This is a genomic window from Mycobacterium sp. IDR2000157661 (assembly GCF_022317005.1).
Taxonomy (GTDB): Bacteria; Actinomycetota; Actinomycetes; order Mycobacteriales; family Mycobacteriaceae; genus Mycobacterium.
On the sequence record NZ_CP081006.1, the window covers coordinates 38,314 to 53,080 of the forward strand.

General features: G+C 67.7%; 17 protein-coding genes. 5 read left to right on the forward strand and 12 right to left on the reverse strand.

The annotated features are described in order from the left end of the window. Positions 1–696, reverse strand: a complete 696-nt coding sequence (locus K3G64_RS01115; RefSeq protein ID WP_238888372.1) for a proteasome protein — start codon at positions 694–696, stop codon at positions 1–3. 83 nt (positions 697–779) lie between these two features. Here K3G64_RS01115 and K3G64_RS01120 point away from each other — a divergent pair, with 83 nt between their 5' ends. Continuing rightward, on the forward strand, positions 780–974 hold the full coding sequence (locus K3G64_RS01120) for a hypothetical protein (RefSeq protein WP_238888373.1): 195 nt from the start codon (positions 780–782) through the stop codon (positions 972–974). A gap of 18 nt (positions 975–992) precedes the next feature. On the opposite strand, the gene K3G64_RS01125 is transcribed toward K3G64_RS01120, so the two are convergent. From K3G64_RS01125 to K3G64_RS01135, 3 genes are read right to left on the reverse strand one after another with little or no spacing between them, the layout of a single operon-like run. Continuing rightward, on the reverse strand, positions 993–1,538 hold the full coding sequence (locus K3G64_RS01125) for a TetR/AcrR family transcriptional regulator (RefSeq protein ID WP_238888374.1): 546 nt from the start codon (positions 1,536–1,538) through the stop codon (positions 993–995). After that, positions 1,522–1,968, reverse strand: coding sequence for an SRPBCC family protein (locus K3G64_RS01130; protein ID WP_238888375.1), 447 nt, complete (start codon positions 1,966–1,968; stop codon positions 1,522–1,524). Before K3G64_RS01130 ends, K3G64_RS01125 begins: the two co-directional genes overlap by 17 nt. Before the next feature lie 30 nt (positions 1,969–1,998). Then, the gene (locus tag K3G64_RS01135; RefSeq protein ID WP_238888376.1) at positions 1,999–2,598 is read right to left on the reverse strand and encodes a TetR/AcrR family transcriptional regulator; all 600 of its coding nucleotides are present in this window, start codon (positions 2,596–2,598) and stop codon (positions 1,999–2,001) included. Positions 2,599–2,674: 76 nt separating this feature from the next. Here K3G64_RS01135 and K3G64_RS01140 point away from each other — a divergent pair, with 76 nt between their 5' ends. Then, on the forward strand, positions 2,675–4,966 hold the full coding sequence (locus tag K3G64_RS01140) for a DUF1214 domain-containing protein (RefSeq protein WP_238951026.1): 2,292 nt from the start codon (positions 2,675–2,677) through the stop codon (positions 4,964–4,966). Here K3G64_RS01140 and nagA read toward each other — a convergent pair. The 3 genes from nagA to K3G64_RS01155 are packed head-to-tail and all read right to left on the reverse strand — an operon-like array spanning position 4,961 to position 7,372. Beyond that, the gene (gene nagA / locus K3G64_RS01145; protein ID WP_238888377.1) at positions 4,961–6,115 is read right to left on the reverse strand and encodes an N-acetylglucosamine-6-phosphate deacetylase; all 1,155 of its coding nucleotides are present in this window, start codon (positions 6,113–6,115) and stop codon (positions 4,961–4,963) included. The genes K3G64_RS01140 and nagA overlap by 6 nt on opposite strands. Continuing rightward, a complete protein-coding gene (nagB, locus tag K3G64_RS01150) occupies positions 6,116–6,901 on the reverse strand; it encodes a glucosamine-6-phosphate deaminase (protein WP_238888378.1) in 786 nt (261 codons plus the stop codon). Next, positions 6,902–7,372: a PTS sugar transporter subunit IIA gene (locus tag K3G64_RS01155; RefSeq protein WP_238888379.1), complete on the reverse strand. Its 471-nt coding sequence runs from the start codon at positions 7,370–7,372 to the stop codon at positions 6,902–6,904. Positions 7,373–7,484: 112 nt separating this feature from the next. Here K3G64_RS01155 and K3G64_RS01160 point away from each other — a divergent pair, with 112 nt between their 5' ends. The 3 genes from K3G64_RS01160 to K3G64_RS01170 all read left to right on the forward strand — a co-directional run bounded on the left by K3G64_RS01160 (position 7,485) and on the right by K3G64_RS01170 (position 10,786). Then, positions 7,485–9,059 carry a PTS transporter subunit EIIC gene (locus tag K3G64_RS01160; protein WP_238888380.1) on the forward strand — a complete coding sequence of 525 codons (1,575 nt, stop codon included), beginning with the start codon at positions 7,485–7,487 and terminating at the stop codon, positions 9,057–9,059. Positions 9,060–9,202: 143 nt separating this feature from the next. Continuing rightward, positions 9,203–9,820: a TVP38/TMEM64 family protein gene (locus K3G64_RS01165; RefSeq protein WP_238951029.1), complete on the forward strand. Its 618-nt coding sequence runs from the start codon at positions 9,203–9,205 to the stop codon at positions 9,818–9,820. A gap of 30 nt (positions 9,821–9,850) precedes the next feature. After that, a complete protein-coding gene (locus K3G64_RS01170) occupies positions 9,851–10,786 on the forward strand; it encodes a R2-like ligand-binding oxidase (RefSeq protein ID WP_238888381.1) in 936 nt (311 codons plus the stop codon). Here the strand turns inward: K3G64_RS01170 and K3G64_RS01175 are convergent. The 5 genes from K3G64_RS01175 to K3G64_RS01195 are packed head-to-tail and all read right to left on the reverse strand — an operon-like array spanning position 10,783 to position 14,693. After that, positions 10,783–11,382: a carboxymuconolactone decarboxylase family protein gene (locus K3G64_RS01175; protein ID WP_238888382.1), complete on the reverse strand. Its 600-nt coding sequence runs from the start codon at positions 11,380–11,382 to the stop codon at positions 10,783–10,785. The two genes, K3G64_RS01170 and K3G64_RS01175, sit on opposite strands and share 4 nt — an antisense overlap. Continuing rightward, complete coding sequence (locus K3G64_RS01180; RefSeq protein WP_238888383.1) at positions 11,379–12,242, reverse strand: TIGR03619 family F420-dependent LLM class oxidoreductase; 864 nt, start codon at positions 12,240–12,242, stop codon at positions 11,379–11,381. The genes K3G64_RS01175 and K3G64_RS01180 overlap by 4 nt, the downstream gene beginning before the upstream one ends. Beyond that, positions 12,239–13,069, reverse strand: a complete 831-nt coding sequence (locus K3G64_RS01185) for a TauD/TfdA dioxygenase family protein (RefSeq protein WP_238888384.1) — start codon at positions 13,067–13,069, stop codon at positions 12,239–12,241. Before K3G64_RS01185 ends, K3G64_RS01180 begins: the two co-directional genes overlap by 4 nt. Before the next feature lie 5 nt (positions 13,070–13,074). Beyond that, positions 13,075–13,398 (reverse strand): hypothetical protein, encoded by a 324-nt coding sequence (locus K3G64_RS01190; protein ID WP_238888385.1) that lies wholly within the window; start codon positions 13,396–13,398, stop codon positions 13,075–13,077. After that, complete coding sequence (locus K3G64_RS01195) at positions 13,395–14,693, reverse strand: aromatic ring-hydroxylating oxygenase subunit alpha (RefSeq protein ID WP_238888386.1); 1,299 nt, start codon at positions 14,691–14,693, stop codon at positions 13,395–13,397. The genes K3G64_RS01190 and K3G64_RS01195 overlap by 4 nt, the downstream gene beginning before the upstream one ends. Between the last annotated feature and the right edge of the window lie 74 nt (positions 14,694–14,767).

Consider the following 14,767-nt stretch of genomic DNA (forward strand, 5'->3'; position numbering starts at 1 on the left):
TCAGTCGAAGAGATCGTCGAGCGCTCGTTGCTCCAGTTCGACCCACCGGCAGACGCTGCGCCGGACCTCGGCGACCGCCTCCTCGTCGAAGTGCTGGGCGCCATCGGGCGTGATGCGACAGATGTCCATCGGTCCACCGACGCTCGGTGACGACTGGTCGAGGGCGTCGAGCACCCGCAGTGCAGCGACGACACCGTGGTTGACACCGCGCTGGGACATCCCGAAATGAGCCAGCAGCGCGTGGGCCTGTTGCGCCATCGGCGCCCCGCTGCCCACCGCCTGGAACCCGGTGACCTCATGGTGACCGATCAACCCGTGCGGATCGACGTCGACGATGAACGGTTGTCCGCCGGCGTACCCGGCCGCCAACACGTATGTCGACGGTGTGGCGCCGGCACCGCCGCCGGGCACGTCGCTGATGAATGTCGAGTAGTGGTGCTCGAGCACGGGCAGAACTCGTGCCTGCAGCGCGCGCCCGACATCCGGCGCTTCGACGATCGCGTCCGCCTCGGCACTGAACACGCGCTCGAGGTCGTGCAGAACGGCGCGTGATCCGCTGCCGCCCCATGCCGCGTGGTGCCCCAGCGGATGCAGCTTCTGAGCGGGGTAGCTCAGCCCTCGGACAGGATCGGTGATCTGCGAGTCCGACGCCATCACCAATCCGTCGGCACACCGGAGGGCCAGTACGACGGTCACGCGTGCACCCGCATCGGCTGATCTTCTCACGGCGCCGCCGGACCGGGTGCCCACCGGCCGACATCGGCTGAGACAGTGGGACCATGCCGATCGACCGGATCGCCGAACTGCAGCGCTGGCAGGACTGCGGCGCCGTGTGGTCAGTGCTTGCGCGACGGGCTGACAGCGTCACCGTGGCACTGCTGCGTTGTGACGGCGGAGAGGAGGTCGAACGTTTCTCCTCCGACGACCCGCGGCTGCTGGCGTTCATCGGCGACCGCACCAGCAGCCTCGACTGAACGCGCGCGGTTACTCGGTCAGCGCGAAGCTGCGCCCCTGCGAACGAGTTCCGCGAAGACGGCCGCGGCCGCGTCGACGCCGCCGACGTCATCGGTCGCCACGAGGTCGAGCAGCAGGCCCCGTGCGACGGCCAGTCCCAACCGCATCATCGCCGGGTCCACCGTCCCCTCGGTGTCTGCGCCGAGCCAGCCCTCCACGGCGCCGGGCAGCATGCGCGCGAACGGTTGCTCGCCTTGCGCACCGCGGGCGTAGCACTCGAAGAAGAGCCGTTCGAACGGGCGCAACTCGGGCCGCCGCAGGTCGGCCCACATCTCCGTGATCGCGTCGGCGGGGTCGGCGGGCAGGTCGTCGAGCACGGCCATCTGCCGCTGCTCAACCTGCTCGACGATGGCTACTAGTAACCCGTCGCGAGAACCGAAGTGGTGCAACAGCATACGATGGCTGGTTCCCACGGCGGCGGCGATGTCGCGCAGCGACCGGTCACCTATCCCGCCGGTGGCGAATTCCGCCACCACGGCGTCGAGCAGGTCGCGGCGGCGTTGCCGGTCAGGTGGTCGAGCCATCGAGACGATGCAGTTGCTCGCTGCATGCCTTGAGTCCCGCGGCTTCAAGGTCCAGGTAGCGCCGTGTCGTCGGGCGCATCAGCAGCGCGATCAGCGATCCGACGGGCCCTCGCTGTTCGAGCCGCTGATCCACGCGCGTGCGGGCGCTCGACTGGGCGATGACGTCGTGGCGGGCGATCGTGAGCCCTCCCGGCGACCGCTGCACCCAGGTCCACGATGTTTCCGGCGAGAACTCGGTGACCTCCCAGACCAGCTTGGGCAATTTCGGTTGCTTGATCGCGAACCGCTTCCCGACCGCCAGACCTGGGCCGTCCAGCGCGACGACACTGGTGACCGACGCGGTCCAATCCGGCCATCGCTCGACATCGGTGAAGATCCTCCAGACGACGCCCGCGGGCGCGTCGACGGTTACGCCGGAGTCGGTGATCATGTACCAGACGGTACATCATTTCCGCGGCGGTCAGAAGAGGTCGCGGGCTGCCGGCGGCTGCGGTTGGAGGATCTTGGCGACCGTCTCGCCGACGGACCGGGCGAATGTGCGGTCATCGACATCCTCCAGGCCCGTCGATGCGCGCAGGAATCCACCGAACAGGCACCAGCCCATCTGCAGGGCGATGGCGTGCGCGGCCGCCAGTCGCGCCCCCTGCTCGGTGGGGTGCTGTGCCCTGACGGCATCGAGCAGGATCTCCATCGTCGGGAACCGTTGCTGCAGGGCTCCGATCTGGTAGCCGTCGAGCGACGCCCTCGCGATGACCCGAAGGTGGCGGTCGACCGCTGCGCTGACGCGTTCACCCTCCGCTCCCTCGGCGATGAGTTCGGCGAGCCGGCCGGCCAGGTAGTCCAGCACCGCGCCGACGAGTTGGTCCTTGTTGCCGAAATGCCGGTGGATCAATCCGTGGTTCACCCGCGACCGGGCAGCGATGTCGCGAATCGACGTTGCCGACGGCCCCCGCTCTGCGAACAGGTCGGCAGCCGACCTCAGCACGGCCGCGACGACTTCCTCCCTGCCCAGCGGTATTTCACCGGGTTCTGAAGAGAGCCTTGCACGAGCCGTAGTCATGTGACTACGGTACGGCAGGAGTTTGCGGCCATTCGATGACTCCGTGTGGTTCCTTCGAGAGGACTCCGCTGTGGCAATGACGCCGGGCACATACGCACGTTTCATCGGCAGGATCGGCGCGCTGGCGGTCGCCCTCGGCATCGGTACGGCCATCGCGAACAGTCCCGGCTTGGCCGCCGCGGAGGACGGCGTCCCGTCGGACAACACGTCGAGCTCGGCGGGCGCAACCGACACCCCCGGAACCGGCACCACCGGCACCGGCACCACCGGCACCGGGGTTTCGACGGGCAACACGGTCACGGGCGGCGACGACATCGACGGCCCTGACGTCAATGAGGGAATCACCCAGGGCCCGGACGACGATGAGGAAATCACCGAGGAACCCGACGGCGACATCGATGAATCCGACGACGATGAGACGGTCGCGGGTGAGGCGGGCGACGAACTCACCGGCACCGACACCGGCACCGACACCGGCACCGGGGATGCGGAACCGCAGTGGGCGCCATCAACGGGCGGCCGCTCAGGCGACCCGGACGGTGGCGTGGCCACGAAGCCGTACGAGGCCGGCACGACGAACACCGTGGCGTCGATCGACGAAGCGACCGACCCGGCCGACTCCGCTGAGGCGGCCCAACCGCTTCTCGCCACCCAGCCGATAGAGGGGCCGATGCCGTCCGCGTCGCTCACAGCGACCGCTCCGACGAATACGCCCACGGTGATGCGCACCGTGTCGGCGCCTGCGCTGACGCCGGCCACCGTCACCACACCCATCAACGGCTTCGTCTCCTCGGTGCTGAACGCGTTGGGTTTCGGGCCGCGAGCCGCGACCGGGCCCACCGCGCCGCCGCAACCACCGCTGCTGTGGGCAATGCTGGGATGGGCGCGTCGCGAAGTCGGCAACCTTGCCTCCCCGCCGGCGTCGGTAGCCACCGCGCCGGTCGCAGCGTTGACAGCCGAGAACCCGTCGGCCCCGACCGTGAGCCCACTGGCGACGTCCGAGCAGTTGGCCGCCGAGCGGATTGCTGCGAGGACGGCCAACTCCCTGCCGGTCGTGCTGATGAAACTCGTTCTACGGCACCAGTTCATGGCCGCAGCTCGCTTCTTGTACGGTGCAGACGGCATCAACGGGCAGAACATGGCGGCGCTGGATCGGGCGGTCGACGAGTACGCGATGGCGGCGGCGTTCCAGCAGCAATTGCTCGACTCGATGAATCCGACGGTCGTCACCCAGGTGGCCCCGCCGCACCGGTGGTTCGGACAGAACGTGCCGGGCTCGCGCATCCTCTACGACAACCCGGACACCATCTACCGCTTCATGGGTGTCAACGGCGCCTCGGAGTATGTGATCACCGGCCGTTTCCACGACACCAGCGAAGCCGGTGTGCCGTCCGACGTGACCTTCAGCGTGCTCGAAGGCCTCGCCGGCACGACGTCGTCGCTGCTGAGCTATGACGACCTCGAGATCAACGACGACGGCACGTTCACCATCACCGTGAGCAGGGAACCCGCGAACGGACGCGCGAACCACCTACAGCTGACCAACGGCTCCACCATCATCGCGGCACGAGACACGTTGGGCAACTGGAACTCTGAGGTGCCGATGAGCCTGTCGATCGCCCGCGTCGGCGGCCCCCCGGACAGCCTGTTCGCCCAGCTCGGCGGGTTCGCCTTCCTCGGCCAGTTCATCAGCGGCAACCCCCTGCTCACGTCGTTGGTGTCGCTGGTACCGCCGCTGCCCTATATGCCGCCGGTACTGCGCGGGGTGTTCACCGCCGCGATCCTGGTGGTGCGCGGCGCCAACGAGCAGGCCAAGTACATGGCGTTGGCCACCCACGATCCCGAGACCGGCGCACGGCGCCCGGTCAACAGGGTGAGCCAGCCCTCGAGCAACGCCGAGTTTCTCGCCAACCAACGGCAGAGCAACGGCCACTTCCAACTCGCCGACGACCAGGCGCTCGTACTGAGGATCGACCCCGGCCAGGCCGAGCATTTCGTCGTCCCGACGTACAACATCTGGACGATCACCGACGACTACTGGAACGAGCCGGCGAGCCTGAACACCGAGCAGGCGGTGCCCAACGCCGACGGCACGTACACCGTGGTGATATCACCGACCGACCCCGGCGCGGCCAACTGGGTCTCGACGAGCGGGCTGAACCAGGGCACGCTCTCGATCCGGTTCCAGGGGCTGCCGGGCGAGGTCACCGACGGCCCGAGCATCGTCGACCAGCAGGTGATGTCGCACCAGGAGCTGGCCGGCTACCTTCCAGCCATCCCGTTCGTCACCCCCGCGGAGCGCGCGGCCCAGCTCGCCGCGCGGAAGGAAGGTTTCGACAACCGGTGGGCGCCCTACCCGCAGCTATAGCCCGACAGACGGGGGTTGCACGGCCCACGACCCGCGCCGCATGACTCCGACCACCGCGTGAGCGGAGTCCAGCACCGCCAGATCGGCGGTTCCGCCGACAGCGAGGCAGGGCTCGGGAAAGCCCAGTGCGCGAGCCGGATTGACGGACGACTGGCGCACCGCCGTCAGCAGCGCATCGTCACCCACCGGTCCGCCGTGGGCCATGGCGAACCGGAACTGCTGAGCCATGGTGGCGGTGCTGCCCGCGATCGTCTGGGTGCCTGCGACCCGGGCGACTCCCCCGACCACCTCCACCGCCAGCGGGCCGAGTCGGTAGATCCCGTCTGCCCGGCCTGCCGCGGAGATCGCATCGGTCACCAGCGACACCCGGTCGGGTCCCACGCTGCGTGAGACATGGCGGTAGACCGCCGCACTCACGTGGACGCCGTCGGTGATCAGTTCCACGGTCACCGCGGGATCCTCGATCAGAGCGATGACCGGACCGGGCTCGCGGTGGTCGATCGGGCGCATCGCGTTGAACAGGTGTGTGCCCACCGTGGCGCCGGCGGCGATGGCCGCCTGGGTCTGCGCGTGGGTAGCCTCCGTATGGCCCACCGCGACCACGATCCCGTGCTCGACCAATTGCCCGATCGCCGCGAGTGCTCCGCGGCGTTCCGGTGCGATGGTCACCATCCGGATGGCGCCACCGGCGGCGTCGACGAGCCGATCGATCTCGGCCGGGTCCGGATCCCGCATCAGCGACGGCGCATGCGCACCGCAACGAGTTCTCGCCAGCCAGGGCCCCTCGAGGTGGATTCCGTCGATGAGTCCGGCGGCCACGTCGTCCGCCAGCGCGGACACCTGACGCAACAGGTCGTCGGGGGTCGCAGTGACCAGCGAGGCGACCAGCGTGGTGGTTCCGTGCCTGCGGTGAAACGTCACCGCGGCGGCCGTGTCCGCGCCCGTAGCACTGGAGAAGTTCGCTCCCCCACCGCCGTGCACATGGGTGTCGACGAACCCCGGCATGACCGTCACACCGCCGAGGTCGCGATCCGCGCGCCGGGGCGGCGACCCGGCACCCAACGCACCGACGACGGCATCGCGGACCTCGATCCAGCCGGGCCGCAACAACTTTCGGCCCGTCACCAGTGTGTCGGCGGTCAGCAGCACTCAGATGCCCTGCCATGCGGGCTTACCGTGGTAGGTCTCGCGGTAGTAGGCGACGAGCTGCAGTCGGCCCGCCGCAGGCTCGTCGAGCAGCACCGTCACGTGGGGATGATGCTGTAGGACCGTCGCAGGCCACATCGCGCTGACGGCGCCCTCGACGAGGTAGTGCACCGCCTCGGCCTTCTGCCGGCCGGTCGCCACGAGAACGAGGTGACGGGCCTCCATGATCGTCGCCAGGCCCTGGGTCAGGCAGTGCGTGGGCACCGCACCGACGTCGCCACCGAAGAATCGCGAATTGTCCAGCCTGGTCTGTCTGGTCAACGTCTTGATCCGGGTGCGCGACCCGAGCGACGATCCCGGCTCGTTGAAGGCGATGTGGCCGTCGGTGCCGATCCCGAGGAGCTGCAGGTCCACCCCGCCGGCCCGGCGGATCGCCGCCTCGAACGCCACGCAGGCGGCCGGGATGTCGGCAGCCGAACCGTCGGGACCCTGAACCGCGTCGTCGGCGAAGTCGACCCGGGAGACGAACACCTCGTCGATGACGTGGCGGTAGCGCTGGGGGTGCCCGGCGGGCAGGCCGACGTACTCGTCCAGCGTGAACCCGCGCGCCCGGCAGAAAGAGATCCGCCCGGCGTCGTGACGCGCCACGAGCTCGTCATAGACCGGCATCGGTGACGATCCGGTGGCCAGCCCGAGCACGGCGGCCGGATTGCGGTCGAGCAACACGGTGACGGCATCGGCCGCCACCGCGCCGATCTGCGCGCGGTCGGGCAGGATGATGACTTCCATCTACTTGTTCGCCGTGAAAAGCACAGTGCCGCATAGCACATCGGCGCCCTCGAGAACCGCCTCCGAGGCGACGACATTGCCGGGCTCACGTTCTTCCATCACGACGACGGGAACGACAGGACTCAATCCGCGAGCCACGACGGCCGGCACGTCGAAGCTGACGATCACCTGCCCGGCGACGACGTCCTCGCCCTGGCTGACATGAGTCGTGAACCCGTCGCCGTTCAAGGTCACCGTGTCCAGACCCAGGTGCACCAGCACGCCGACGTTGTCGGCGGTCATGACGACATAGGCGTGCGGCATGAGTCGCAGCAGCCTCCCGGTCACCGGAGCGACGGCGTCGACCGCCCCGCGGACGGGATCGACGGCGGCGCCGTGACCCACCATGCCTTGCGAGAACACCGGGTCGGGGACGTCCTGCAGGGGCATCGCACGCCCGCCGACAGGAGCCAGGACCGACGTCGTGGTCATGGGTCAACAATACGAGCGCGCCGAAAGACGGTCTCGCGTTCGGCGGTTTAATCTAAGCTTCCGCTGAACTTCGGACGGCGGGCCGAGTGTGTCACGAAGGGGGTCACCGTCGATGAGCAAAGCGACCGAAACGGTTAGCAGACAGCGAGATTCGAGGCGTCACTACCCAGGCTTCGCGCAGTTGCAACGGCTGGGCAAGAGCCTCATGCTGCCGATCGCGGTGCTGCCCGCCGCAGGCATCCTGTTGCGACTCGGTCAGCCGGACCTGCTGGGCCGCATCGAGTCGCCGGTCATCGGCCCCTTCTTCAGGGCGATGAGCGCCGCGGGCGACGCGCTGTTCGCCAACCTGCCGCTGCTGTTCGCCGTCGGTGTCGCGATCGGCTTCGCCAGGAAGGCCGACGGCTCGACCGCGTTGTCGGCCGTCGTCGGCTACCTGGTGATGGAGGCCGTCTTCACGACGATGTCGCCCATCGTGTTGGCAGGCGAGGTCGACAAGGCCGGCGACCAGGCCCAGATCAACTACAGCGTGTTCGCGGGCATCGTGATCGGGTTGCTCACGGCGTGGCTGTTCGACCGCTACCACACCATCCAGTTGCCGTCGTATCTCGGCTTTTTCGGCGGCCGGCGCTTCGTGCCCATCGTGGTGTCGCTGGCCGGCCTGCTCCTGGCGTTCGCGATGAGCTACTTCTATCCGCTGTTCGACGCGGGCTTGACCGCTTTAGGGCAGTTCATCGGCGGGGCCGGCGCGGTCGGCGCCTTCGTGTACGGGTTCGCCAACCGCATGCTGATCCCGTTCGGCCTGCACCACATCCCGAACTCGTATGTGTGGTTCCTCTACGGCGACTATCAGCCGCCCGGTGGCGAGGCGGTCACCGGCGAACTCACCCGCTTCGCCGCGGGCGACCCGACGGCGGGCATCCTGACCTCGGGCTTCTACCCGATTCTGATGTTCGGCCTGCCCGCGGCGGCGCTGGCGATGATCCACGTCGCCAACAAGAAGCAGCGCAAGCTCGCGGTGGGGATCCTGGCGGCCGCCGCGCTGACCGCCTTCCTGACCGGCGTGACCGAACCGCTGGAGTTCGCGTTCATGTTCGTGGCCTTCCCCCTCTACGTCATCCATGCGGTGCTCACCGGGCTGTCGCTGGCGATCGCCTATCTCCTCGACATCCACCTGGGCTTCTCGTTCTCGGCCGGGCTGATCGACCTGCTGTTGTACGGCACCGCGCCTGCGGCCAGGAACATCGGTCTGTTGATCGCCATGGGCGCGGCGTTCTTCGTCGTGTACTACCTGCTGTTCCGGTTCGCGATCACCAGGTGGGACCTGCGCACCCCGGGACGGGAGCCCGAGGGTGAGTTCGAAGCACGGGAGCGCGCCAACACCGGCGAGGGCACCGATTCGGCGACTGCGGTGGCGGGCGGTGGCGGGGCCGTCGCGGCGACCGCGCCGGTGCGCACCGAGAGCAGGGCCGAACAGGTCATCGCGGCGTTCGGCGGGCGGTCGAACCTGGTCAGCGTCGATGCCTGCATCACCCGCCTGCGCATGGAGGTGGCCGACACCGGCAAGGTGGACCAGGCGCGGCTCAAGAGCCTCGGGGCCGCGGGCGTGGTGGAGGTCGGCAACAGCGTGCAGGCGGTGTTCGGTACCGACGCCGAAGCGCTGAAGAACGACATCATCGAACACATGTGATCCGGGTGCGTTCGGCCGGCGGTGAGCGCACCCGGACGCCCAGAACTCGCTGAGGGACGATGGACGGCGTGACCGCGCCCGAAGCCGCCGTTCGATGGCCCCACATCGTGCGGCTCGGCGTCGTCGTGGCGACCTTGCTGACGATGTTCTATCTGGTGGCGGTCGCCCGTGTCATCGACGTCGAGGCGGTGCGCGACACGGTGGCCGCCGCCGGTCCGGCCGCGCCGCTGGCCTACGTGTTCGTCTCCGCCGGACTCGGTGCCCTGTTCGTGCCGGGGCCGATCCTGGCGGCGGGCAGCGGTGTGCTGTTCGGTCCCGTGCTCGGTCTCGCCGTCACCCTCGGCGCCACGGTCGGCACCGCCGTCATCGCCAGCCTGATCGGACGGCGGGCCGGCCGCTCCAGCGCACGGGCACTGCTCGGCGCACAGCGAGCGGACCGTATCGACCGGCTGATCGAGCGGCGCGGGCTGTGGGCCGTCGTCGGCCAGCGGTTCATCCCCGGGGTGTCCGACGCGCTCGCGTCCTACGCCTTCGGTGCGTTCGGAGTCCCGTTGTGGCAGATGGCTGTTGGCGCCTTCATCGGGTCGGTGCCGCGCGCGTTCGTCTACACGGCGCTCGGCGCGTCGGTCACCGACCTGTCCTCGCCGCTGGCATACGTCGCGGTGGGCGTGTGGTGTGTCACCGCGATCGTCGGCGCCTTCGCGACCCATCACGGCTACCGGAGGTGGCGGAGGCGGGCGACGGGGCCGTCGGCGCCTTGACTGTGAGCGAGCTCACACTAGAGTCGGGCCATGACACGAGCACGTTCCCATGCACTGGCGGCCGGCGGCCTCAATTGGCAGAGCCTGCCGCTGAAACTCTTCGCAGGCGGCAACGCCAAATTCTGGGATCCCGCCGACATCGACTTCTCCGGCGACCGGGCCGACTGGGAGTCGCTGTCGGAGCTCGAGCGCGAATGGGCCGCGCGGCTATGTGCCCAGTTCATCGCCGGCGAGGAAGCGGTCACCCAGGACATCCAGCCGTTCATGGCGGCGATGCGAGCCGAAGGCCGACTCGGCGACGAGATGTACCTGACGCAGTTCGCGTTCGAGGAAGCCAAACACACCCAGGCGTTCCGGCTCTGGCTCGACGCCGTCGGCCTGACCGAGGATCTGCAGCACTACCTCGACGACCTTCCATCGTATCGGCAGATCTTCTACAAGGAGCTTCCCGAGTCGCTCGACGCACTGACCCGCGATCCGTCCCCGGCCGCGCAGGTTCGCGCCTCGGCGACCTACAACCACGTCATCGAAGGGATGATGGCACTGACGGGATACTATGCGTGGCATCGCATCTGCGCGGGCCGCGGCATCCTGCCCGGTATGCAGGAACTGATCAGGCGCATCGGTGATGACGAGCGCAGACACATGGCGTGGGGCACCTTCACCTGTCGGCGTCACGTGGCCGCCGACGACAGCAACTGGTCGGTGTTCGAAACCCGCATGGGCGAGCTGATCCCGCTGGCCTTGCGCAACAACGACGACGCCTTCGCCCTCTACGACGAGATCCCGTTCAACCTCACCCAGGAGGAGTTCCAGGTCTACGCCAGCGACAAGGGCACGCGCCGGCTGGGCACGATCAGCGGTGCACGGGGCCGTCCACTGGCCGACATCGACGTCGACTACTCACCGCTTCAGCTCGAGGACACCTTCGCCGACGAAGACCGCGAGGCACTGGCGGCCGGCTAGGAGGCTCCGGGAAGGGCCGGACTGCCCGGGGGCACAGCGAGCTGCCACGTCTCCATCGCCGTGGCCAGCAGCGCGTAGGTGCCGAACACGAAGATGACCTCGATGGCCTGATGAGTTCCGACATGCTCGACCAGCCGGTGCCACGTCTGCGGCTGGATCCGCGCGGCCGCGAGCATTTCGTCGGTCGCCTCGAGCACGACCGCATCGACACCGTCGAACTCGTCGTTCCCGCGGGCCAACCGATCGATGTCGGCGGCATCCATGCCACCAGACGTCGCCACCCGATGATGCTCGGCCCAGAAGAACGCCGACCGGCGAGCATGCGCGAGCCGGAGGATGACGAGCTCGCGCAGCCGCAGCGAAAGCTCGCCGCGCTGTAACAGAAAGCCGTTGTAGGCGAGGAACTCCCGAGCCAACTGCGGATGGCGGACCAGAACCCCGAGGATGTCGAACTTCAGCGGGTCCCTCGGGTCTCCCGACCCGGCCCGCGGCACGTCTTCGGCCGGGGCGCCGAACAGCGCGCCCACGGCGGCGTACTCGTCGGGTCCCCAATCGCCGGCGGCAGGCGGTGTCAGCAGCGGCGGTTGTTCGGTCACGGCGGCCCTCCCGGCGGATGCAGTTCGGCGAGCGCGTGGATCTGCTCGAGATAGTGCACGAGCGAGTGATGAACGAAGCGGCCGGACACCACCGTGGTGCCCGCCGCCGCCATCGCCGCCAACGTCTCGGCGGTCGCATCGGGGTCGTCCACCGGATTCAGCGGTCTGTCGGCGGGCAGCACCACCTCGAAGTCCTCGGGCACGTCGCGCGCCCGCAACCACTCGCCGGCGGTGGCCACCGAGATTCCGAACGGGCACCACCCGTCGGCCAGCGTGAGTGCCCGCCGCAGCGACCGCTGCGTGCGGCCGCCGACCCAGATGGGGAGATGGGGTTGCAGCGCACAGGGATCCACGGTGAGTCCGCCGAACGAGTAGAACTCGCCGTCATAGCTTGGTTCGTTGTCGAACAGGGCGGCCCGCAATGCCCGCAGGGCATCGTCGCCGCGCGGACCGCGGTCCTCGAACGGCGCTCCGATGAGGTCGAACTCCTCCCGCAACGATCCGACTCCCACACCGAGGATGACCCGACCGCCGCTGACGTGATCCAGTGTGCCGTAACGCTTCACGATCTCCAGCGGATGGTGATAGCCCAGCACCAACGTCATGGTCGCCAGCCGGATCCGATCGGTGCGCGCCGAGATATAGCCCAGTGTGGCCAGCGGATCCCAGTACCGTGACCCGCGCCTGCCCGCCTCTGTGGACGGGATGCCGATGTGCTCGCTGCAGGTCAGATGGTGGTATCCGAGGCGGTCGGCCACCTCGGCGACCCGGCCGATGTCCGCGATGCCGGCGTTCTTCTCCCAGGTGAGGGCGGCGCCTGCGACGTTGGTGACCACAGGGGTCGCGATGCCCAGCTTCAATTGAGTGGCTCTTCGCCCGCCAGAACGGTGCGATGCATCAGGCGGCCGCTGTCCTCGGCGTACGGCAGCACGCGGTGCATGGTGCCGGTGTTGTCCCAGATGAGTAGGTCACCCGGTTGCCATTCGTGGCGGTAGACGTACTGCGGCTGGGTGGCCCAGTCCCGAAGCCAGGCAAGCAGCGCCCGGCTCCCCTCCACCGACATGCCGATCACGTAGTCGGCGGTCGCCCCCAGCAGCAACGACTTGCGTCCCGACCGGTGCGTCCACACCACCGGGCAGGACTTCGTCGGCGCTTTCTGCCATTGCGTGAGCTCCTCGTAGCTCATCTCCGGTCGGACGTAGTACTGCGATCGTTCGGCGCTGTGCACGACCCGCAGGTCGGCGATGAGTTCCTTGTCGGACTCGGGCAGATCGTCATAGGCCGCGTAGGTGTTGCAGAACTCTGTCTGCCCTCCGGTATCCGAAAGTGTCACCGCGCGAAGGAGAGTCGCAAGGTTGGGATAGGGCTGAAGCGAGCCGTCGAAATGCCAGAACATCGAGCCCTTGAGGTAGTCGGCCTTCTGGTTGACGTTCTTGTCGAGTGAGATCTTGTAGATCCCGCTGTCACCCTCGTTTGCCACGATGGTGCCGAGCGTCCTGGCGATGGTGACCTGCTGCTCGTCGCTGACGTCGAGGCCGCGGACGAACACCACTCCGCGCTGTTCCAGAATCCCGCGGATGGTCGCGGCTTCCCGACCGGTCAACAAGGTGTCCAGGTCCGTTCTGATCTCGCTGGCGATTCGTGGCGCGACGTCGATGACCTCCAGTTGGGCCGATGTCAAACTCATGGCGGTCAACTCACTCTCGTCAAGATCGTGTTCGCCGAATGCTTCACCCGAGGCTGGTTCCACAGCTCCACCGCCAGCGAAACTGTGATCAGCGAGTAGAGCAGATCACGCAGGTTCGCCACCTCCTCGGGCAGCGGTTCGGAGTAGTCGAACTCGTCGACATAGGCGACGGCTTCCTCGGCACACGGGAAGACTTCGTCGTAGAAGGCGCGGATCTGTTCCATCGATGAGTTGACCCGCTTGACGTAGCGCTGGTGGCCGTCCTCGATCGCCCACTCGTCGACAAGGTGTTCCAGATGCGAGAACTGCGGCGGCAGAGCGGAGCTCATGACGTCACCTGCTCGCCGGCCACTCCCCTGCTCACGTAGTCACCGACCACCTTGTGCAGATGCCGCAGCAGGATCTCCTCATCGTTCATCGGGAAGTGGGTGAGCACGCCGCTGTTGAGCATCGCCTGCAGACCTTCGGAAGGACTGGCGTCTTCGAGGATGATGTCGTTGAGGAACGTCATGGTCAGCTCCTGGCCCAACCGTTCTCGGTGGGTGGTCGGTGGCTGGTAATACGCCTCGGTCTCGAAGATGTGCGAATGCGGCCCGGTCGGCCAGTGGGTGTGCACCGTGAAGCCCGAGGCGCCGAAGATCAGCACGAAGTTCGGGAAGAACTGGTACGAGTCGAATCCGTACTTCTCCGCGCGCGTCGGGTTGATCCCCGGTGGCATGGGTCCGCGATCGGGCTTCTTGTGCCACGGGCCGGCTGCGCTGGCCTCCATCACGCATTCGATCGGCTTGGAGTACGGCGTCTTTCGCGACGGCTCACCGGCGAAGGAGAACATCCGGTGCGGCCCCTCGAGCCGGTAAGCCAGCGCATCGGTGAACGGGTTGGGCTGGTCGAACGCGTCCCTGGCCTCGGCGGTGACAGCGCCGAATGAGGATGCGTGCAGATACGGGCCGTGGTAGCTCTCAGCGAATCCGTCGAGGAAGATCTTCCAGTTGCACTGCAGTTCGGCCTTGAACCGGTAGACCTGATGGGGGCCGCCGAAGGGATAGCCCTCCAGGGATTGGGCCAGTTCGCCGAGGTATGAGCGCACGGACTCGGTGTTGTGCGTGTTGAGGTTGATGAAGATGAACCCTTCCCACACGTCGCACTGGATGGCGGGGACGCGGCAGCTGTCGGCGTCGAAGTCGAGCAGCAGATCCCTGCGCGTCGGCGAGTGCAGGGAACCGTCCAGTTTGTAACGCCAGCCGTGGAAGCGGCAGTACAGCAGCGGTGCGCGGCCGGAAACCTCCTGAAACGGGTCGTCCTCCCACAGCATCTTGTTGCCGCGGTGCGGGCAAATGTTGTGCATCGCGCGAATGACGGGCCCACTTTCCGAATCCTTATCGCGCATGATGATGACCGACGTGTTGAGGAACTTCAGTTCGCGGGTGAAGTAACTGCCCGACTTGGGCACCTGTTCGACCCGTCCGACGTAGAGCCACGTCTTCTTGAAGACGTGCTCGCGTTCCTTCTCGTAGAACTCGGGCGAGACACAGTCCTCCAGCGACACCGGCCCTCGTCCCAATCCGGGATAGGCGTCGGTCCAGTGTCCGCTCGCGGGTTTGGTCACCAGGCTGTCGTGACTCATGAGACCCTCCTCCGCGCCGAAACTAACAGCCCGCCGATCCGCCGAAACAGGCCAATAGCCGCAACACCCTGTTG